Annotated in this window: 19 protein-coding genes; 7 read left to right on the top strand and 12 right to left on the bottom strand. The window is 29.3% G+C overall.

Features of this window, described 5'->3' with window-relative positions; genetic code table 11:
• Positions 1-92: 92 nt before the first annotated feature.
• The 6 genes from OA93_RS11395 to OA93_RS11380 form a co-directional block, all read right to left on the bottom strand.
• The gene (locus tag OA93_RS11395) at positions 93-2,294 is read right to left on the bottom strand and encodes a lantibiotic dehydratase family protein (protein WP_039113337.1); all 2,202 of its coding nucleotides are present in this window, start codon (positions 2,292-2,294) and stop codon (positions 93-95) included.
• Positions 2,295-2,343: 49 nt separating this feature from the next.
• Positions 2,344-2,502, bottom strand: coding sequence for a hypothetical protein (locus OA93_RS25025; protein WP_165572097.1), 159 nt, complete (start codon positions 2,500-2,502; stop codon positions 2,344-2,346).
• 145 nt (positions 2,503-2,647) lie between these two features.
• Entirely contained in the window at positions 2,648-4,369 is a 1,722-nt protein-coding gene (locus OA93_RS11390; protein WP_082001805.1) for a helix-turn-helix domain-containing protein, read from the bottom strand.
• 299 nt (positions 4,370-4,668) lie between these two features.
• A complete protein-coding gene (locus tag OA93_RS11385; protein ID WP_052259434.1) occupies positions 4,669-6,354 on the bottom strand; it encodes a S8 family serine peptidase in 1,686 nt (561 codons plus the stop codon).
• A gap of 20 nt (positions 6,355-6,374) precedes the next feature.
• The gene (locus OA93_RS25020; protein WP_165572096.1) at positions 6,375-6,533 is read right to left on the bottom strand and encodes a hypothetical protein; all 159 of its coding nucleotides are present in this window, start codon (positions 6,531-6,533) and stop codon (positions 6,375-6,377) included.
• A gap of 129 nt (positions 6,534-6,662) precedes the next feature.
• Complete coding sequence (locus OA93_RS11380; protein ID WP_039113335.1) at positions 6,663-8,381, bottom strand: AraC family transcriptional regulator; 1,719 nt, start codon at positions 8,379-8,381, stop codon at positions 6,663-6,665.
• Between the two features lie 366 nt (positions 8,382-8,747).
• Here OA93_RS11380 and OA93_RS11375 point away from each other — a divergent pair, with 366 nt between their 5' ends.
• The 7 genes from OA93_RS11375 (at position 8,748) to OA93_RS11345 (ending at position 15,470) form a co-directional block, all read left to right on the top strand.
• On the top strand, positions 8,748-8,951 hold the full coding sequence (locus OA93_RS11375; protein WP_039113334.1) for a hypothetical protein: 204 nt from the start codon (positions 8,748-8,750) through the stop codon (positions 8,949-8,951).
• 396 nt (positions 8,952-9,347) lie between these two features.
• A complete protein-coding gene (gene tatA / locus OA93_RS24475) occupies positions 9,348-9,515 on the top strand; it encodes a twin-arginine translocase TatA/TatE family subunit (RefSeq protein ID WP_082001808.1) in 168 nt (55 codons plus the stop codon).
• A 159-nt stretch (positions 9,516-9,674) separates the two neighbouring features.
• Entirely contained in the window at positions 9,675-10,307 is a 633-nt protein-coding gene (locus tag OA93_RS11365) for a hypothetical protein (protein WP_039113332.1), read from the top strand.
• Positions 10,308-10,475: 168 nt separating this feature from the next.
• On the top strand, positions 10,476-10,997 hold the full coding sequence (locus tag OA93_RS11360; protein WP_039113331.1) for a redoxin domain-containing protein: 522 nt from the start codon (positions 10,476-10,478) through the stop codon (positions 10,995-10,997).
• Between the two features lie 6 nt (positions 10,998-11,003).
• A complete protein-coding gene (locus OA93_RS11355; RefSeq protein WP_039113330.1) occupies positions 11,004-13,151 on the top strand; it encodes a peptidase domain-containing ABC transporter in 2,148 nt (715 codons plus the stop codon).
• 551 nt (positions 13,152-13,702) lie between these two features.
• Entirely contained in the window at positions 13,703-13,837 is a 135-nt protein-coding gene (locus OA93_RS25510) for a hypothetical protein (RefSeq protein WP_276203404.1), read from the top strand.
• A 997-nt stretch (positions 13,838-14,834) separates the two neighbouring features.
• Entirely contained in the window at positions 14,835-15,470 is a 636-nt protein-coding gene (locus tag OA93_RS11345) for an ATP-binding cassette domain-containing protein (RefSeq protein ID WP_039113328.1), read from the top strand.
• Between the two features lie 138 nt (positions 15,471-15,608).
• On the opposite strand, the gene atpG is transcribed toward OA93_RS11345, so the two are convergent.
• The 6 genes from atpG to atpB all read right to left on the bottom strand — a co-directional run bounded on the left by atpG (position 15,609) and on the right by atpB (position 20,693).
• Positions 15,609-16,469, bottom strand: a complete 861-nt coding sequence (gene atpG, locus OA93_RS11340; protein ID WP_039113326.1) for an ATP synthase F1 subunit gamma — start codon at positions 16,467-16,469, stop codon at positions 15,609-15,611.
• Between the two features lie 91 nt (positions 16,470-16,560).
• Positions 16,561-18,138 (bottom strand): F0F1 ATP synthase subunit alpha, encoded by a 1,578-nt coding sequence (atpA, locus tag OA93_RS11335; RefSeq protein WP_035620159.1) that lies wholly within the window; start codon positions 18,136-18,138, stop codon positions 16,561-16,563.
• A gap of 39 nt (positions 18,139-18,177) precedes the next feature.
• Positions 18,178-18,711: an ATP synthase F1 subunit delta gene (gene atpH, locus OA93_RS11330; RefSeq protein ID WP_039113325.1), complete on the bottom strand. Its 534-nt coding sequence runs from the start codon at positions 18,709-18,711 to the stop codon at positions 18,178-18,180.
• A gap of 4 nt (positions 18,712-18,715) precedes the next feature.
• Positions 18,716-19,207, bottom strand: coding sequence for a F0F1 ATP synthase subunit B (locus OA93_RS11325; protein ID WP_039113324.1), 492 nt, complete (start codon positions 19,205-19,207; stop codon positions 18,716-18,718).
• Positions 19,208-19,288: 81 nt separating this feature from the next.
• Positions 19,289-19,492 (bottom strand): ATP synthase F0 subunit C, encoded by a 204-nt coding sequence (atpE, locus tag OA93_RS11320; protein WP_039113322.1) that lies wholly within the window; start codon positions 19,490-19,492, stop codon positions 19,289-19,291.
• A 40-nt stretch (positions 19,493-19,532) separates the two neighbouring features.
• Entirely contained in the window at positions 19,533-20,693 is a 1,161-nt protein-coding gene (atpB, locus tag OA93_RS11315) for a F0F1 ATP synthase subunit A (protein ID WP_082001804.1), read from the bottom strand.
• Between the last annotated feature and the right edge of the window lie 233 nt (positions 20,694-20,926).

The following is a 20,926-nucleotide window of genomic DNA, read 5'->3' as shown; positions in this document are numbered from 1 at the left end:
GACAACAGAAAGAAAATCCGCTTTTATCCGTGTTTTCGCGGTAGCGAATCCGTATCATCCGCGTCCATTGCGTCTCTATTCTCAAAGTCTATTTACTCTTTGTAAAATGACAATATAAATTGATTTGTAAAATCTTCTCCATTGGCATCTTTAACAACAGAATCACCAGTAAACAAAAATTCTTCCAGCGTAATTTTATTATAGTTTTGAACCGATTTTAAAAACATCTTCATACAAATCTCTTTTTCTAAATCAAGTAAAAGTGTATTATCTGTGTTAATCCAATTTACAAGTCGGGGGATATTGCGTTCATTCTTCCAAATTGTAAAAGCTTCAAATAAACCGCTTTCTTCCATTTTTAAAAACTGGTTTATTTCCTTTTTATCCACCATCCATTTTGCTTTCGAAAGAATAACGTCTTTATATAATACTCGTGGGAAATAATCATAATGCAAATCCAAAACACCCCAATTAAAACTATAAATAGGTTTTAAATCCTGACTTTGTAAGTCACATAAAAAATGATAAATGGGTAATGATTTATTATTAGAATAATCATGAGCATTAGATAAACAAGGAACAACTTCTTTATTGTACTTTTTAGATCGCAAAAAAATCCTATTCTCTTTAATAGAAATCATCAAATCATTTAAATCGATTGCTTTCTCTTCTGCTACACCAGGAATAGAAAGATAGGCAATTTCATAATCTCTTAAAACTGGTCTTCGTAATATATTCCCTGTTCTTGATTCAGGAATATGTACCACTTCTGCCAAGATTTTATCAGAATGATATTTTGTTTCTTTTTCAATAATTTCTTTTGTCAAATTATGAATCCCCTTGTTTCCATTACAAAAGCGTCCTAATAATTTTGCCGCACTACTATTTCCTGAAGATTCAATACTAATTTCTTCATTTTTTAAAAGTTCGATCATTACCGAAAATGTAGCTGGAGCGTTATCCCAATTGGCATCAAAATCAGGAAAATCTTTTTCTGAAAGTAGAATGCTTTTCTCTTTCTTTACAACACTCTCTTGCAATTTTTTCTCTATGATGTAATCATAAGCACTCCAAGATTGATTCTCTATTTTCGGTTTTGAATCTTGAAAAGAGAACCGTTCTAATATGTCATGAACATCATTCATATCTGAATCTTGAAGATAACCAATACCCGTTTCTGTATCCAGAACTGTAGTTAGTGGCATTTCTCTTGATTCATATCTTTGAGTAAATCTTCTTATAAAATTAGTCTGATTTGTAAACTTTTTAGAATTTTGAATTCCGTTTAAAAAACGAATCGCTTGCATTACTTTTTCTGGAACTTTTTCGCTTAATACATTTACATAAGTAGCTGTGTTTAAATCAGTCTGAAAAAGATATTTTTCATCATAAGACAAATCCATGTTTTGGATTAATTCCTTTATTTCGGTATAACTATTTTCAACAGGAATCAAGCTCTTGTCTAATTTTAAAAGCCCTTTTTTAAGAATTTGCAATTGTTTATTATCATGTTGTAATTTGGGAATTTTATTAAAAATAGTAAATACACTATCCCATTCCTCTTTACCTGTTATAGTACCATCAATCTCGCTTACAAGAAACTGAAAATCTATTAATTGGTAAATAAAAGCCAATGCGTCTTCCTTTTCAGAAGAATCATCGATAAGATGTAAAACCATTTCATCAACCCTTATTCCTGACTTTGCATGAAGTAATACTGTGTCTAAAAGTTCTGATTTTCTTAGTGCCGAAATACTATGCTCCCTTTTAGTATTTACATATTTATACTCTACATAGCGATAAAAATCGCCAAGAGTATAAACTGAAGTATTAGGATAATATTTAAGATGATTTCTAATTTCTTTTCGTTTCCCAAATTCCTGCAACATTCCTAACCAGAACTGTCTATCAAATTGCGTAAAACGATTAAAACTAGCTGGCGATTTAAGAATACAATTTGTTTCCGAATCTATTTTTCCTGTAGTACAACCAGCAAATAACCCAAAAGGAGTACACCTTGCAGACATTCTGGCAATGTATTTTAATAAGGTAATCTCTAAACCGTTCTCTTTTTTGTTCGAATAATCAGAAGAATCATTTTTCCATTTGTCTAAAGCCAATACCAATTCTGGTGATGCGATATAAATTGCTTCCCGAACCAACCGGTTTTCAAACGCCTCTAATAATCCTTCCTGAGAATAATTCTCTATTACATTTAAATAAAAAGAAATAGGAAATAAAGGCGTTCGTAAAACATACTGGGAGAAATGATGAACTTTACTATTCTTTCTCATTATTTAGCATAAAACTTAACTATTTATTCCATTAAATATTAAATTATTGTTAGCAAAATCTCGATAGTGCCTGCAATTTATTAGTATTTCCTGTTATCGTCCCATCTCCTCCACCCCCTTTAACTAAATGTAATTTTTTTAATTTTGCTATTTCAAATCTTTCTAAATCAAATTTATTAACTTCTTTTTTTTCTTTTTTCGTTTTCATCTTTATAAATTTTATTTATTATTACACTTACAAATATAGAATACCTCTCTTACAAAACCACTAAACAACACCCTAATGCATGACGGAATTCAGGAATTTCGAGTTGTGAAATTTCTTTAAAAATTTAAATATTAAACCTTTACAATTATACTACAGTATCCAATTCTTTAATAAAATAAGTTGGTTTAATCCCTGTTTTTTTATAAAAAGCGGCTGAAAAGGATTCAGCATTGTTAAAACCAAACTCCAAGGCAAGTGCCTGAATGGTATATTTTCTTAACATCTTGTTTTCTTGTAATTGTGTAACTGCGTATTCTATCCTTAAATCATTTATATATTGGGTAAATGTTTTTCCTTTGTACACATTTACTATTTTGGAAACATATTTTGTATTCGTCTCAAAGGTCGTTGATAATATTTGTACCGTAATATTTGATTCTAAATATCCTTTTTTGTTTTCGAAATCATCCAGTTTTTCCAAAATCTGATTTACCAATTCTTCTGCTATACCAATATCTTCAATTTTTGTCCCTGCAATTTTAATTTCTTTTCCCTTGTTTATCTCAATTTCATTATCGCCTATTATGGCCGTTCCCTTCATTATTTTTTCAAATCGGGAACGATATCTCTTCTTAAGTTTATACTGATAGATGCCAAAACCTCCCGCACCAATAGTAATTAAAAATAAAACCCCAAATCTCCAATATGTTTTTATTTTATCATTATTTAGGGAGGTAATAAGACTTTCTTTATCAGACATTAATCGAGGAGTGTCATATTCCTTATGTACCAACTTATTAAGTTCCCTATAATTTTTCTGTAAAGTATTGTCTATCGTCATATAGGCAGTTATGTACTTTAATTGATTTTCCTTATCTCCCAAATTTTTATAATAAGAAATCAAATACGGATATCCATCTATAAATTCGGTACTTATTTCTTTTGTTACTTTATAGATAGAATCTACTTTAATAAAATTATCAGCAGCTATTGCTTTTTTACCCAGCCCCTCATAAGCTTTCCCTAAATAAAAATACCCCGCTAATACATTACCAATATTATTATATTCAATCATCTTGGGCAATGCTATATTAATACTATCTAATCCTACTTTATAATTCTTTCCTTCTACTTGGTTCGCTCCCTCATTTAAAACAAACAGGTATTTATATTCTTCGTTTTTTGTAATATGAGATTCTCTATAGCCTAGTTTATTGTAATAAGTAGTGGAATCTATATTACGCAACGATTTATAACAATCTGCTATTCCAAAAATAATACTTTGATAATCCCGCGCATACTTTGAACTCCTTACATCTTTGCTTTTATAATATTTGTAACATTCTGTATAAATATCTAGTGCCTCATTATAATCTCCTAAATCTTCTGATTTCGTTGTACCTATATATTCCCGCACTACATAATAATAATCGATATTGGTTTTAAAAGCCATTTTTTCTGCCAAATTGTAATTAACTAGAGCTTCTTTAAACTTGAATTGTCTTTTAAGTAAATCTGCTTTTTCACAATAAGCACCAGCAGGGAAAAATTTGTCACCTGTATTTTGGGAATATTTAATCACACTATCCAGATACATAATGGCTTTATTAATATCTGTTTTATAGTATAAAATTGCAAATAGGTAATTTGCCTTAGCTTTTTGGATAGGAATATTTTCTCTATTGGCTTTAGTCAAATAGATGTAGGCATATTCCAATTGATTTGCTTGATTTTTTTTATTCTTCCAATACAAAGCTCTTAACTCATCATATGAAAGTGTAGTATAATCCTTTTTAGGGGATTGTGCCAAGCAAATTATTGGCAATAAAAACAATAAAACCTTTATGTTATAGCTAAAGTTCTTCATTAAATTTAATTAAACGTAATTTTTTTAATTTGGCTACACTCATTTTATCTAAATCAAATTTGTTAGCTATTTTTTCTTCTTTACCGTTTTTCATTTTTTTTAATTTATTAAATTAGTATGAATGCAAATATCAATTCTGGCGATGCGATATGAATTGCTTCCCAAACCAAAGGATTTTCAAAACACCTCTAATAATCTTTCCTGAGAATAGTTTTCTATTACATTTAAATAAAAAGAAATAGGAAATAAAGGTGTTCTTAAAACATATTGGGAGAAATATTGAACTGTATAAGTGTTTATTATCGTTTCTTTTTACTCACTTTTTCTGCCAATTGCATAGCATCATAAACATTCAAAACCTTACCCGATTTAGACAATTCCGAGAAAGGCACTTTTTTGTCTTTTGTACCCGGAACTATAACTTCTAAATCATAAGTAGTTCCCGAATCCATAATGATTTGTTTAACCTCCTGAACTGTAAGATTAGGATAATATGACCAAATAAGTGCCGCTGTTCCGGAAACCATTGGCGCTGCAAGAGAAGTTCCTGAATCTGTCCCATATTTATTATTTTTAAATGTGGTGAAAATTTCTTCTCCAGGTGCAAATAAATCCACATTTTGTTTTCCGTAATTTGAAAAACGGGAAACAAAAGTGCTGTCTAATCGCGATGAGGTTGAACCAACATTAATGAAATTATTACAGATCTCTGATTTACCATCAAAATTATTATCGCTAGGATAATATGGATTTTCATCAGCATTAGAGCTTTCATTCCCTGCGCTATGAATTAATAAAACATTATGTTTTTCAGCATATTTAAATGCATCAGAAACCCATTGTTGATTTACCGAAAATTCTTTTCCAAATGACATATTAATTACTTTTGCACCATTATCAACAGCATAATAAATTGCCATTGCAATATCTTTATCATTTTCATTTCCTGAATAAGAAATGTTAAGCGGCATAATTTTTATATCGTCAAAAAAACCTTTTATACCGATATTGTTCTTTCTATTTGCTCCAATAACACCTGCTACTTTGGTACAATGCCCTTGGATATTTTTAAATCCTTTTTTAGAAATACTAATATTATTGCTTCCATATCCTTTTTCTAAAATATTTGAATTATCGCCAATTACTTTTCTATCATTAAAATTTTTATTTAGGTTTCGATTTACAATAGAATCAATTTCTCTTTCTGTTTCCAACATTTTTTCAATTGTATTTTCGTCATTTTCAAAACGAAATTTCATAAAACCTATTAAAGCTCCTATATCTCGATCATCATCTTCTCTTCGTTGTCTAAAAGTTTTATCGTTTATTTTATAAATTTTATAAAGACTATCTAATTCTTCATAGGTATAATCTTCTTTTGGAAAATAATGTTTCAAACTATCTTTAACGACAGGAAATAATGCAACACTGTATCTGCATGATTTTAGCCAATTGTTATAATTGGAGCTTTCTTTTTCATAAACTTTCAAAGCCCTTAGATATTCTTTAAAATTTAACAATTCTTCAGATGATATTTGATCTTCTTTTTTTTCTTTAAATATTGGTTCCCATTTTCTAATAATTCTAATACACGAAAAATTACCCCACACAACATAATCCTCTTTTTTATTTGAGGTGAAATTCCAACCATTTACATCATCAACATATCCATTGCCATCATCATCTATATTATTATTAGCAATTTCTTTTGGGTTTACCCAAAATCGTCCTTTCAAATCCTCATGGCTTATATCAATTTGAGTATCTATTATTGCAACGATTATATCTGATTTAGATTTTTTCTTATTTTGATTGTACCATTTATCTAATGAAATACCAGGTATTTGATTGCCTTTATAATCTTTAAGATACCACTCTTTTGAATTATCCTTAGACTGTAATATAACAAGCTTGTTTTCCTTTGCTGATTTACAGCTAATAACAAAAAAACAAATCAGAAAGGTGAATAGAATAATTGATTTCATAAATAGTTGGAATGATTTTTTTAAAAAGTTTGACCGTCTTGCTTCATAGAGTTTGTTAAAGTTTTATCATCACCAGGAGCTTTTCCTCCATTAATAGATCGTGAATTTTTTAATTTTGCTACACTAAATTTTTCTAAATCAAATTTATTGATCTCTTTTTTAGATTTATTCATTTTCATAATTGTAAGGTTTTTATTTATGTAAATATATGTGACCGCGATTAAATTTATAATTATTATTTACCTCGATTTATCGAAATTCCTGAATTTCAATAAATAAAAACAAGTAAAACACTGTTTGTTAGTGAATTAGTTTTTAGACAATTCTTCTAATTCTTTAATAAAATAAGTTGGTTTGATACCTGTTTTTTTATAAAAAGCTATTGAAAAGGATTCCGCATTGTTAAAACCAAATTCCAAAGCAAGAGCCTGAATGGTGTATTTTCTTAACATCTTGTTTTCTTGTAATTGGGTAATTGCATGCTCAACTCTTAAATCATTTATGTATTGGGTAAAAGTTTTTCCTTTATACACATTTACTATTTTAGAAACGTATTTGCTATTCGTCTCAAATGTAGTTGATAATATTTGTACTGTAATATTCGATTCTAGATAACCTTTTCTTTTTTCGAAAGCATCAAGCTTTACTAGGATTTGGTTTACCAATTCTTCCGCTATACCAATATCCTCAATTTTTGTCCCCGCTATTTTAATTTCTTTATCCTTATTTTCCTCAATTTCATTATCGCTTATTATAGCTGTTTCTTTCATTATTTTTTCAAATCGGGAGCGATATCTCTTCTTAAGTTGGTACTGGTGCATTCCAAAACCTCCTACACCAATAGTTGCTAAAAATAAAGTTCCTAACCCCCAATAAAATTTTATTTGTTCATTATTGAGAGATTCTATAAGATTTTCTTTTTCTGAAATTAAATTAGGTATATCATATTCTTTTTGTAATTTTTTAGTCAGTTCCTTATAATTATTTTGCAACACACTATCAATATACATATATCTCGTTAAATATTTTAATTGATTTTCCTTGTCACCATTATTTTTAAAATAAGATATCAAATAAAGATATCCGCTTGTAAATTCTGGTGTAATTCTTTTTGTGATAGTGTATATTGAATCTACTTTAATAAAATTCTTAACCGCGTCTTTCTTATTTCCCAATCCATCGTAAGCTTTACCTAAATAATAATAAGATGCTAAAACATTACCTGTGTTTTTATAAAAAACAATTTTTGGAAATGCCTTATTTATACTGTCTAAAGCAGCTCTGTGGTTTTTTTTAAGTGTCAGATTAGCACCTTCATTTAGTATAAAAAGTGCATTATACTCTACATCTTTCATTGATTTTGATTCTTTATACCCTAATTTGTTATAATAAGTGGTAGAATCTGTTTGATTAAGGGTTATATAGGCATCTGCCAATGCAAATATTACATCTTGATAGGCGTAATAATACTGTCGATTTTTAATATCCTTTTTTTTGTAATAATTAAAACATTCTTTGTATAAATCAAGAGCTTCATGTACTTCTCCTAATTCTTCAGATCTTAAAAGTCCTATTGAAAATTTAACATCATAATAAAAGTCAAGATTATTATTTTTTGCTAGTCGTTCAGCAATTAAAAAATTGTCAATAGCTTTCTTATATTTAAACTTATTTTTTAGCTGATATGCTTTTTTAGAGTAAGCATAAGCTGGAAATTTTGAATCATTTAAATTTTTAGAATAATATATTGTACTATCTAAAAGTTTGATTGCTTCATCTCCATCTTTTAATAATGCCAGTAAATAAAAACCACGTGCTTTTTCAATAGCAATATTATTTTTTTCTGCTTTAGCCAAATATGCTCTGGCATATTCTAATTGAGCATTTTTATTTTGCTCATTTTTGATAAAAAGCTCTTTTAATTTAATAAAAGGAAGTCCATCTAGATTATTTTTTTTCGATTGGGCAAATAAAAAAGAGGAAAAAAGAACTAAAAATAAGATGATAAAATATTTAAAATGCGTCATATCTTTTGGTTTTATCCAAAAGTATATTATCTCTCGAGATTTTACTTATAAATAAGATAAAATTTACAAAAACATATTTTACTTATAATCAATTACTTATATTTATAATAAATTGCAATTCCTGAATTGCTTGTCGAAATTCGGGAATCCAGATAACGACTATTTGCTTTCAATATGATGTTTGACATAGTTTTGACAAAAGAAAACGAGATTGTTTTTTAGTAAGACGTTACTTTAGAATACTCTATTTTTCTATAAATTATAATTTAGAGAAAGAATAGGATTGTTTAATTGTTTTATAACCTTTAAAAATAAAGCAAATGGGAATTCAATAAAATTAATATTAACCAATTAAATATTTATATCATGAAAAAATTAGAATTAAATCAAATGGAAATTTTATTAGGAGGTCAAATAAAACCTAAAAAAGACGATGATGATACTGGTGGTGGGAGTTCAACTTCCAGAGAATGGGGTTGTGCTTTAACTGGCTTAGCTGCTGGTGTTGCAGCAGGTTTGAATCCATTAGTTGGTGGTCTAGCAACTGCTGCTTGTTTTCTACTAAATTAAAAAATTATGAACAGAGGGTCAATAACAATGATGTTGCTAATTATAATAATAGCAATAGGTTATAGGTATAAAATTTATAAGGACAGAAAAAAATGATTTTGCCTCTGTTTAAAATATTTAACCTCAAATATAATATGTTTGAGGTTACTTAAAACTTATTTTATGGAAAAATCGGGTTTTCATAACTTTTGCCAATATTTATTATACTTTTTTTGTTCGGAAAAAAACATCTGAATTAATAAAATTATGAATAATTCGGTATTAATTTTATCTCTTCTAGTTATAATAATTGGATTAGGATACAGATTCCATAAAAAAAGACTAACAAATAATTCATTTAAAAGCGACCTTTTAAACAAACTTTGTTTGAGGTCGTTTTTATTAAAAACAAAATCTATGGGAAGATTAGGAACTACAGAAATTTTACTTATAATCCTTGCAATTATATTATTATTTGGAGGAAAAAAAATACCTGAATTAATGAAAGGTATCGGAAATGGCATCAAAGAATTTAAAAAAGCATCTAATGACAATCTTAAAGAAGATGAAACTGAAAATAAATAATAAACTCAATCTTTTATTTTTATGATGTTTATAACACAAGTTTGCAATCCTTCTTGTAATCAAGAATCGTTATTAAATATTTTAAAAACACATATCTGTTCTGTACTTCATGCTGCATAAATCAAGGAAGGATTGTTGCGTATTTTTAAATGAAAAAAAATGAAAAATCCTTTTATTAAATGCTTGTTTCTTTCTATCGCTTTAATCCTAATTACTGAGATTATAAAATCAGTTTTAAATATTGACAAGTTACTTTACAATTCAATGGCAGAAAATCTAAGCTCTCAACAACTAAACCACTTTTTTGAAATTCAAAATAAATGGAAGTGGGTTTCTTATTTTTTCATTCCTGTATACATTACAATAAAAACAAGTGTAATCGCCATTGTGTTATACATGGGTACTTATTTTTTTAGCCAGAAAGAAGTAGCATACAAATCATTATGGACTATTGCAATTAAAGCTGAGTTTGTCTTTCTGCTTGTTCCTATTACTAAAATTATTTGGTTCTATTTTTTTCAAACCAAATACGATTTAGAGGATATTCAATATTTCTACCCCTTATCAGCATTAAATATAGTAGGCTACAAAGATTTAGAATCTTGGTTTATTTATCCGTTTCAAACACTCAATTTATTCGAGTTGGCATACTGGCTTATCCTTGCTTATTTTATAGGCAAAGAAACCGAAACCAATATGGATAAAGGGCTTAAAATTGTGGCTTATAGTTATGGTCCCACTTTATTATTATGGATAACTATCGTTATGTTTTTTACCCTTAATTATTCTTAAAATGCAAATATTTAGAAAAATTCTTTTTATTTTAAGCTGCATTATGATTACAATTTATGTAGTAAATTATTTCATTTATGACGAAGGAACTCTACTAATAACTTTAGCCAAAATGCTTCCTGCTATTTGTACAATTATAGTAATTGTAATAAATAAAAAAGAAAAAAAATGAAAAGCACCATAAAAATCATTCTTCTTATAACATTCATTGGCATTTTACTTTTTTTAGGTTACTTAATCGTATCTCAGATAAATCATAAAAAAGAGATTGCACAAAATATAAAAAGCATCCCTGAATTTTCATATCAAGATATAAAAGGAGGAATCTTCACCAATCAAAAATTAAAGAAAGAGACTGCAACAATTTTTATTTATTTTAATACAGATTGTGAATTTTGCCATGAAGAAGCTAAAATGATTAAAGAAAACATGGAGCGTTTGAGTAATTTCCAATTAATTTTCGTCTCATTTGAAAAACCGGAAAACATAAAAATATTTGCCCAAAAACATCAATTAACCACTTATGACAACGTTTATTTTTTATGTGATAACAAAGTTACTTTCGCTTCTACTTTTGATATTAAGTCATTGCCATGTTTAGTCCTTTATGATAAAGAACAGAACCTAATTGAGAAAATAAAAGGTCAGACTAAAATCGACGTTTTGATAAAAAAAATGAATCCACAATAACATATAATGAAGATAAAACTAATCCAAAAAACACATACACTACAATTAGACCAATCCGATTGTGGCGTAGCCTGTTTATTATCGATTATAAAATTATATAGCGGGAATCAGTCTACCGAAAAACTTCGAGAAATAAGTGGCACAACAAAACAAGGTACTACAATACTAGGGCTTTACCAAGCTGCAAATAAATTAGGTTTTATGGCAGAAGGTTGTGAGGCAGATATAAAAACGCTTATTACTCACAAACAACCTGTTATTCTTCATGTCCTTATAGACAACCAACTGCAACATTATATTGTGTGTTATAAATATGATGATAGCAAAGGTTTCTTGATTGGAGATCCTGCAAAAGGTCTTTACCATTTATCCATAGAAGAGTTAGGAACAATTTGGATTTCAAAAACTTGCTTGACCCTGGAACCAAATGAAAATTTCATAACTGAAAAGACAGATAAAAAAGCTCAGATAAAATGGTTTCTGGACGTAGTGAAGGAAGATTACAAACTTATTGGGATTTCTGTTTTACTAGGTATTTTTATCGCTAGTTTAGGAATGTCGATGGCATTATTTTCTCAAAAACTCATAGATGATATTTTACCTTCACACAATATCAAAAAGCTAATCTCAGGAATTTCTCTATTAGTCATTTTGCTTTTGGCCAAAGTAGGAATAGCTGTTTTAAGAGAATACTTCTTACTACAACAATCCAAAGATTTTAATAACCGAATAAACAATTCATTTTTTTCTTCTCTTTTACAATTGCCAAAACCTTTTTTTGATACTCGACAAATAGGAGAACTAGTAGCACGATTAAACGATGTACAACGTGTACAAGGTGTAATTAAAATGCTCACCAGTACTTTAGTTATTGATGTTTTAGTAGCCATCATTTCGTTAGTATTCCTGTTTGGTTATTCATGGAAGCTGGGCTTAATTTCCTTATTAAGTTTGCCTATATATTTTTTCATTATTTATAGTAAAAATAAAAAAATAATGGACTCTCAAAAAGAAGTTATGCAGAGTTACGCTCTTAATGAAAGTAATTATATCAATACTATTCAAGGGATTTCAACTATAAAAATTGACAATAAACAACCTCTTTTTAATAAATTAAACGAACATATTTTTTCTGATTTTCAAGAAAAAAAATTCAATCTAGGAAAAATCAACATCACCCTGTCTTGGCAATCTGGATTGGCGAGTCTTATTTTTTCAATCAGTATTTTGATTTATACTTCTGTTCAGGTTTTTAATGATGAAATTAAAATTGGTGAATTGATGGCTATATTAGGCATTGTAGGAGCTTTGCTCCCTTCTATTGCAAATTTAGCTCTAATATCAATTCCTATAAATGAGGCTAAAATTGCTTTTAATAGAATGTATGAATTTGCATCGATAGAAAAAGAAACTGAAGATGGTTTAGAAGTTTTTGAAATTGAGAAAATTTCTATTCAAAATCTTTCTTTTCGATTTGCAGGAAGAAGTGAACTTTTCCATGATGTAAATATAGATATGGAAAAAGGTAAGTTTATAGCTGTTGTTGGAGAAAGTGGAAGCGGGAAAAGCACCTTAGGGCAAATATTACAGCGCTTTTATGATTTTGAAAACGGAAATATTATTGTAAATAATAAATACTCCCTTAAAGAAATTGGTCTTAAACACTACAGAGATTTACTGGCTGTGATACCTCAGGAAATTACCATTTTTAAAGGAACCGTTATTGATAACATTTTACTTGGCAAAGAGGAAACACCAGAAGGTTTCATGAAATTTATAACCGAATATGGTTTTGATTTTTATTTTAGTCAATTGCCTCAAGGCTTAACAACTATTCTTGGTGAAGAAGGAATCAATTTATCAGGAGGTCAAAAACAGATTATATCTTTGGCTAGAGCAGTATACAAAAAACCTCAATTTTTAATTCTGGATGAAGCTACCGCTGCAATGGATCGAAACACAGAACAATTTACTATAAATCTATTGCAAAAAATTAAAAAAGAATGTGCCATTTTTTTTATCTCACATCGCTTAAATATGCTAAAAAACATAGCCGACACTATTTATATTCTAGAAGACAAAACAGTTTCCATATCAGGAAGTCATTTAGAATTAATGGAAACTAAAAATTTTTATAGTGAATACTGGGAATAAAATAATTATTGCTGTAATGAAACTAAATCTAACTCAAAAATAAAATTGATTATTCTTTCTTCTATTTACTCACTTATAATATTTTTACAGATTTTGTTTACAAATACTATAGTGTTATGATAAATAATTCTATATTTAGGGTGTTATTATCTTAAAAATATATAAATGATGAAAAAAGAAAACAATCTTATAAATATCGACACTCTTGCTAAGATAGTGCTATCAGCAGTTATATTATGGGCTAGTTTATATTTTGCAGGATACGTAATAGGAAAAACATATTATAACTTCATCCATTAACAACGATTAAAACTAGTAACTAATTAAACTATAAAACATGAAAAAGTATATGAATAAAATCGCTCTTTATGCCAAAGAGGAAACCACCAATTTCATAGTATGGTTATTATGGATATCAGCTATATTAACTTATATTGGTTTTGAATTGGGCAGATTTACATATGCATTTATGAATAGATAATTTATGCTATGAATATGTAAAATTTCGGAGATTTACCAATATATACACAATACTACTTAAATTAATAGCTATGAACTTATACATAATATTGTTGTTTTTATTATTTGATGTTGTTGTTTTAATATTTTTGGTAACAAAATACCAAAAAAAGATATGGGATTTCTCTGGCATTTTAAAAGCTTGGAAAAAAGAGTTTGAAGGATAATAATTGTATTTGATTATTTGCGGCTTTGTTTTTTTATCTATTTTGCAGCCTTTATAGCAGGAAAATAATATTTACATTTTGCTTAATGACTGCTTTTTAAAATAAGAAATGATAAAAATATTAAAGTATTTAATCCTAATCCGATTTAGAAAAATATTACCAAAAGATGACTATTTAGCAATAGGATTGTTCTTGGCTTTTTACGCAGTTATTATTTATTTTCTAAATCAATTATTTCCAAAATACAATTATTTCTTTTTAATAACAACTTTAGAAATAGCCTTTTATCATCAGAACAGAAAAGACATAGAGCTATTGAGGGTAAATAAAAATTATCGTCTTTTATTGTTCCTGGAATACACAATATATAGTTTTCCGTTTATAATTATTTATCTTATAAACCAACGTTGGGATATTCTTATAATACACTTTCTAATACTGTATTTCTTGATTCTACTAAATAAAGTAGGGCTTAAAACCATAAAGTATCCCTTCAGATTATTTGATCCATTTTGGCATATTTGCTTTAGAAAAAATAAACTTATCCTTTTTATACCTTTGATTATTTTCCTTAATGTAATGGGAGACCAATACAATAATGATAATCTAAATCTTGCCAGCTTATTTTTAGTTTCTTTTATTGGCTGTTTACCATCCTTTAATAGAGAGAACATAATTCATATAAAAATAAGTTCTTTCGATTCTGGGAAATATCTTTTAAAGCAAATTCAAATTGCGATATACAACACCTTACTATTGAGTACAGCTTTAATTTTATGTCTATTAGTATTCAAAAAATGGGATTTACTGCTGTTTGTACCATTAGTTTTTTTATTTCCAATAATTAGCATCTTGTTTAAATACGCTTTTTTTAGTAATAGTTTATTACAACAGATTTTTTTCGCTTTATTTATTATAAATATCCAAATTGGAATACCTTTTTTAATTTTACCTTATTTATACTATAAGTCTATAAAAACAATAAACAATTTGAAATATGTTACAGATTAATATCAAGAAGAAAGCATTTGGAAATAAAACTGTTTTACAGGATATAAATCTTTCAATTTCAAAAAATGGAATATATGGAGTCGTTGGGAAAAATGGCGAAGGTAAAACTACATTATTTAAAATTATAACTGCTCTAATAGATTTTGAAGGAACAATATCCTACATTGATTTGCCCATTAAACATAACGAAATAGCATTTTTTCCAACTGAAGTACCAATATACGATGAACTTACTGCAACAGAATTTTCAGATTTTTATAAAGAATTGCTAAATCTAAAAACTGGAAATAAAACCAATTTGTTTGATGTGTCACAAGATAAACTCATCAAGACATTTTCGACTGGAATGAAAAAAAAGGCTTACATGAATGCCGTATTCCAAAGAGAATATCCAATTTATATTTTTGACGAACCTTTTAATGGTCTCGATTTAGAATCTAATTATTTGTTGATGAATTACATTAGAGAATTATCAAAAGACAGCATTGTTTTTATCTCTTCGCATATTCTAGAAATTCTATACAAAGATTGTGACAAAATTTTTCTGGTGAAGAATACTGCAATTAGAGAATTTGAAAAGCAACACTTCATAAAAATTGAAGAAGAGCTTTTCTTAAAATAAGTTTGTTTCTGTAAAATATCAAAATTATTGGCAAAAAAAAGAACCGACAATTACTTGTCGGCTCTTCTTATATATTGTAAATTTTTCTTATCCTTCCTATGCTTTGCATTTTGAAGATCTGAAAAATTAAAATTTTTCTTATCCTTTTAAAGCTTCCGCTCCACCAACGATCTCTAAGATTTCGTTTGTAATAGCAGCTTGACGCGCTTTATTGTAAGTTAATTTTAATTGATTTCTTAACTCAGTTGCGTTATCAGTTGCTTTGTGCATTGCAGTCATACGTGCACCGTGCTCAGAAGCAAATGAATCACGAATACCTTTGTATAATTGTGTTTTTAATGATTTTGGAATCAAAGTTAACACGATTTCCTCTTTCGAAGGTTCAAAGATATAATCTCCTGTCGAAACTGGTACATCTGATTTTATTGGAGCCAAAGGCAAAAACTGTTCAGTTTGAACAATTTGAGTCGCAGCATTTTTAAATTGATTATAAATCAATTCAATTTTATCATACTTTCCAGTTAAGAATTGTTGAGTTAAAATTTCAGCAATTTCAGCTACGTTATCAAAAGTCAAGTCATCAAAAACTGAACTTTTATTGTCTATTACTGAATGTGTTTTGCTTAAAACATCATTTCCTTTTTTACCTATAGCAAAAATGTCAACTTGTTTTCCGGCATAAAATTCAGAACGTACTTTTGCTTCCTTTATTACATTGGTATTAAATGCACCACATAAACCTCTATTAGATGTTATTGCTACAATTAATACTTTCTTTACTTCACGTTGTGTAGTAAAATCTCCTCCTACATCACCATCAAGTGTTGCAGAAAGGTTTTGTAATAATTCCGTTAATTTCTCGGCATAAGGACGCATCGCTGTGATTGCATCTTGTGCTTTCTTAAGCTTTGCAGCAGAAACCATTTTCATCGCCGATGTAATCTGCATCGTAGATGAAACGGAAGTAATTCTATTACGGATTTCCTTTAAATTTGCCATCTTTTCTAATTAGAAAATTTGAAAATCAGCTAATTAGATAATTAGAAAAACACTTTGATTTTTCTAATTATCTAATTATCCAATTATCTTATTAGTTATATTTTGCTGAAATTTCTTTTGCTACTTTTTCAATAACATCTGTAATGTTATCGTCTAGTTTACCTGCTTTAAGCGCATTAAGAGTATCTTTATGCTTGCTGTTTAGGTATGCTAAGAAATCTGCTTCAAATTCTTTTACTTTATTTACAGGAACGTTTCTTAATAAGTTTTTAGAACCAGCGTAAATAATAGCAACTTGGTTTTCAACTGTATAAGGATCATTTAAACCTTGTTTCAAGATTTCAACGTTTCTTTTTCCTTTTTCAATTACGTTTAAAGTAACAGCATCTAAGTCAGAACCAAATTTAGCAAACGCTTCCAATTCACGGAATTGAGCTTGGTCTAATTTTAAAGTACCTGATACTTTTTTCATTGATTTAATTTGTGCATTACCTCCAACACGAGATACTGAGATACCTACGTTAATAGCAGGACGAACTCCAGAGTTGAACAAATCTCCATCAAGGAAAATCTGACCATCTGTAATCGAAATTACGTTTGTTGGGATATATGCAGAAACGTCACCAGCTTGAGTCTCAATAATTGGTAAAGCAGTTAATGAACCACCACCTTTTACGATAGACTTAATAGAATCTGGTAAATCGTTCATGTTTTTAGCAATTCCATTATCTGCAATTACTTTACAAGCACGCTCTAATAAACGAGAGTGTAAGTAGAAAACGTCTCCAGGATATGCCTCACGTCCCGGTGGTCTTCTTAATAAAAGAGAAACCTCACGGTAAGCTACAGCTTGTTTAGATAAATCATCATACACAATAAGTGCTGGACGACCTGAATCTCTAAAGTATTCTCCAATTGCTGCACCTGCGAAAGGAGCATAAACTTGCATTGGAGCTGGGTCAGAAGCATTTGCAGCAACAATAACTGTATAAGCCATTGCACCTTTTTCTTCTAACATTTTAGCAATTCCTGCTACTGTTGAAGCTTTTTGCCCAATTGCAACATATATACAAAATACAGGTTTTCCTGCATCGTAAAATTCTTTTTGATTTAAGATTGTATCGATACAAACAGTTGATTTACCTGTTTGACGGTCACCAATAACAAGCTCACGTTGTCCACGACCAACTGGGATCATAGCATCAACAGCTTTAATACCTGTTTGCAATGGCTCAGTTACTGGCTGACGGAAGATAACTCCAGGAGCTTTTCTTTCTAAAGGCATTTCATATAATGTCCCACCGATTGGACCTTTTCCATCAATTGGAAAACCAAGAGTGTTCACTACACGTCCTACCATTTGCTCACCTACTTTAAGAGAAGCAATACGTTGTGTTCTTTTTGCAGTTGATCCTTCTTTGATTCCTGTTGATGGTCCTAAAAGTACCACACCAACATTGTCTTCTTCAAGGTTCAATACAATAGCTTCAAGTCCGTTTTCAAATTCAACTAACTCACCGTATTGTACATTAGATAGCCCGTAAATACGAGCAATACCATCTCCAACTTGAAGTACCGTTCCTACTTCCTCTAGCGTAGCACCAGATTCAAAACCTTCTACTTGCTTTCTTAATATTGCTGAAATTTCAGCAGGTTTGATTTCCGCCATCTTAAATTTATAATTTAGACACTTTTATGTGTAATAAAACTAATTACTTAACTCTCTTTTTAATACTTGTAATCTGTTTGCAACAGATGCATTATATTGCTTATCGCCTATTCTTAAAATAAATCCTCCAATAATTGAAGCATCTACATTATTTTCTATTGTAATTTTTTTATCTGATAATGTTGCAATTTTAGCTAATACTTTAGCTTCTAAAGCAGCATCCATAGGAATTGCTGTTGTAACCGTAGCTACTTCAACACCAATACTTTCATCAAATAATTTATTGTACTCTAGTGCAATTGCTCCTAGAATTTCGAATCTTTTGTTTTCAAACAATAAATGAAATAACCCTTTAGTTACACCATTTACACTTGCAAAAACTTCTAAAAGAGCACTCTCTTTAACTTCAACTTTTATAGTTGGGCTTTCGATAAAGGTACTCAATTCTTCATTTGCTCCTATTGTTGAAGCAATTGATTTCATGTCGTTATTGACAGCTTCGGCAACACCTTTAGAGTTTGCTAAGTCTAGAATTGCTTTTGCATAACGAATTGCTGCTCTTGTACTTGCCATAATATTAGTTTAGCTTTACGTCATCTAACATTTTCTCAACTAATTTAGTTTGAGATTCTTTGCTAGATAATTCTTCTTTCAATAATTTTTCAGCAATGCTTAATGATAAAGTTGAAACTTGAGATTTCAATTCAGCCATAGCTGCATTTTTTTCATTTTCAATAGCTGCTTTAGCTTGAGCGATCAATTTTTGACCTTGCTCTTGAGCTTCATTTTTAGATTCAGCTATAATTTGCTCTTTCATTTCGCGAGCTTCTTTTAACATCGCATCACGTTCTGCACGAGCTTCTTTTAAGATACGCTCATTATCTGCAGTTAAATTTTGCATTTCTCTACGAGCTGCTTCAGCAGATGCTAAAGCCTCATTGATAGATTCTTCACGGCTTTTTACCGCTCCTAAAATAGGTTTCCAAGCATATTTTGCCAAAAGAATGAAGAAAACAATAAAGATAATTGTTGTCCAAAAAATTAAACTTTCTGGTGAAGTTAATTGCATAACATTATATATTTAAAAATTGTTTGTCTTTTTTAAAAAAACTTCCTGGAGCCAACCGCTACAGGAAGTTTTAAATTTTAATTATGCGTTTGTGATTAACGCAACAACTACTGCGAAAAGAGCAACACCTTCAATAAGTGCAGCAGCAATAATCATAGCAGTCTGAATTTTTCCAGCAGCTTCTGGTTGACGAGCAATAGCGTCCATTGCAGAACCACCAATTTTTCCAATACCAAGACCTGCACCAATTACAGCTAATCCAGCTCCGATTCCAGCTAATACCATAATAATAAATTTATATAGTTAATAATTAATAAAACTCTAATTAATGATGATCGTGCTCTTCAACAGCCTGACCAATAAATAATGCTGAAAGCAATGTAAATACATACGCTTGCAAAGCAGCAACTAACATTTCTAATACGCTCATGAACAATACGAATGCTCCAGCAACTGGTCCGATAGCAATACTTTTGAAAATGAAAATCAAAGAAACTAAACTCAAGATAATAATGTGACCAGCAGTGATGTTTGCAAATAAACGAATCATCAATGCAAATGGCTTAGTAAGCATTCCTATAATTTCTACAGGAATCATAATTGGAGCCAACCACACAGGAACTCCTGGTGTATTAAAAATGTGTCCCCAGTAAGTTTTATTTCCACTTAAAGTTGTAACTACGAAAGTAATAAATGCCATTACAAATGTAAAATAGATATTACCTGTTAAGTTAGAACTAAATGGGAAGAAAGGAATTAATCCGATTAAGTTATTAATCCAAATAAAGAAAAAGATAGTTAAAAGATACGGCATATATTTTGCGTATTTTTTTGGTCCAATGTTTGGAATTGCAATCTCATCTCTAACGTATGTAACTAGTGGCTCTAAAAATCCAGCCAATCCTTTTGGTGCATTTGGGTTTTTCTTGTAAGATCTTGCTACAGCAAAAAATAAGAAGAACAAAACAATTGCCGACATCAACATTGAAAAGACATTCTTTGTGATAGAGAAATCTAAAGGTCTTGCATCAAAAGCAAAAGCTCCAGTGTTTTTCTGATCAGCTGTCATTGTTTCAAATTTATCAGCGTAAAAAATTATCTCTTTATAACGAACTAATTTCTGTCCATTAATATCAACTACATGCTCACCTGAATTATCATGGTGAAATTTTGCAGATGAAAAAATTTCTAATCCATTATTAGTCCACAAAATAATTGGCAGACTCATAGAAATAGGATGACCATCCCAATCAGCGATATGAAAATCATGAGAATCTCCAATGTGCGAATTGATCAATTCGCTAGCATTAAATTCTTTTTCTATTTCGTGACCAACACTTTCTGCGTGACTTTTTCCTTCTGCTACTGCAACGTTTTCGTGTTTAACTGAAACACTGTCAACAGGAGTAGAGGCGAAATTTATCGACGAAGAAAAAGCTAATAAAGTAACTAATAAGTACTGAACTGGTTTATTTGAAAATATCATTATTAAATCTTTATCTAATTTTAGGTTCCAAAAATTTTTTGCAAAGGTACATTTTAAATTGAAAATTGAAAATTTATAGATGTAATTTTTAAAATTACATCTATTTTAGTCAATTTATCTAATAATGAAGCGATTAACTTTTATTTATTAGACGAACGGTGAAATATGTTTCAAAAAGTAAAAATAAAAAATAAGGGATAAAAAACGTACCCAAGTCTATTATTGGGTCTTTT

Origin of the sequence: Flavobacterium sp. KMS (genome assembly GCF_000813005.1) — a bacterium.
Taxonomy (GTDB): Bacteria; Bacteroidota; Bacteroidia; order Flavobacteriales; family Flavobacteriaceae; genus Flavobacterium.
This window is presented reverse-complemented; position numbering and strand designations above follow the sequence as displayed.

What these genes read in the sequence shown, in the direction of transcription:
- OA93_RS11395 (WP_039113337.1), bottom strand. Translation starts at nt 2,294, where the DNA reads ATGAGAAAGAATAGTAAAGTTCATCATTTCTCCCAGTATGTTTTACGA.
- OA93_RS25025 (WP_165572097.1), bottom strand. Translation starts at nt 2,502, where the DNA reads ATGAAAACGAAAAAAGAAAAAAAAGAAGTTAATAAATTTGATTTAGAA.
- OA93_RS11390 (WP_082001805.1), bottom strand. Translation starts at nt 4,369, where the DNA reads ATGAAGAACTTTAGCTATAACATAAAGGTTTTATTGTTTTTATTGCCA.
- OA93_RS11385 (WP_052259434.1), bottom strand. Translation starts at nt 6,354, where the DNA reads ATGAAATCAATTATTCTATTCACCTTTCTGATTTGTTTTTTTGTTATT.
- OA93_RS25020 (WP_165572096.1), bottom strand. Translation starts at nt 6,533, where the DNA reads ATGAAAATGAATAAATCTAAAAAAGAGATCAATAAATTTGATTTAGAA.
- OA93_RS11380 (WP_039113335.1), bottom strand. Translation starts at nt 8,381, where the DNA reads ATGACGCATTTTAAATATTTTATCATCTTATTTTTAGTTCTTTTTTCC.
- OA93_RS11375 (WP_039113334.1), top strand. Translation starts at nt 8,748, where the DNA reads ATGAAAAAATTAGAATTAAATCAAATGGAAATTTTATTAGGAGGTCAA.
- tatA (WP_082001808.1), top strand. Translation starts at nt 9,348, where the DNA reads ATGGGAAGATTAGGAACTACAGAAATTTTACTTATAATCCTTGCAATT.
- OA93_RS11365 (WP_039113332.1), top strand. Translation starts at nt 9,675, where the DNA reads ATGAAAAATCCTTTTATTAAATGCTTGTTTCTTTCTATCGCTTTAATC.
- OA93_RS11360 (WP_039113331.1), top strand. Translation starts at nt 10,476, where the DNA reads ATGAAAAGCACCATAAAAATCATTCTTCTTATAACATTCATTGGCATT.
- OA93_RS11355 (WP_039113330.1), top strand. Translation starts at nt 11,004, where the DNA reads ATGAAGATAAAACTAATCCAAAAAACACATACACTACAATTAGACCAA.
- OA93_RS25510 (WP_276203404.1), top strand. Translation starts at nt 13,703, where the DNA reads ATGAACTTATACATAATATTGTTGTTTTTATTATTTGATGTTGTTGTT.
- OA93_RS11345 (WP_039113328.1), top strand. Translation starts at nt 14,835, where the DNA reads ATGTTACAGATTAATATCAAGAAGAAAGCATTTGGAAATAAAACTGTT.
- atpG (WP_039113326.1), bottom strand. Translation starts at nt 16,469, where the DNA reads ATGGCAAATTTAAAGGAAATCCGTAATAGAATTACTTCCGTTTCATCT.
- atpA (WP_035620159.1), bottom strand. Translation starts at nt 18,138, where the DNA reads ATGGCGGAAATCAAACCTGCTGAAATTTCAGCAATATTAAGAAAGCAA.
- atpH (WP_039113325.1), bottom strand. Translation starts at nt 18,711, where the DNA reads ATGGCAAGTACAAGAGCAGCAATTCGTTATGCAAAAGCAATTCTAGAC.
- OA93_RS11325 (WP_039113324.1), bottom strand. Translation starts at nt 19,207, where the DNA reads ATGCAATTAACTTCACCAGAAAGTTTAATTTTTTGGACAACAATTATC.
- atpE (WP_039113322.1), bottom strand. Translation starts at nt 19,492, where the DNA reads ATGGTATTAGCTGGAATCGGAGCTGGATTAGCTGTAATTGGTGCAGGT.
- atpB (WP_082001804.1), bottom strand. Translation starts at nt 20,693, where the DNA reads ATGATATTTTCAAATAAACCAGTTCAGTACTTATTAGTTACTTTATTA.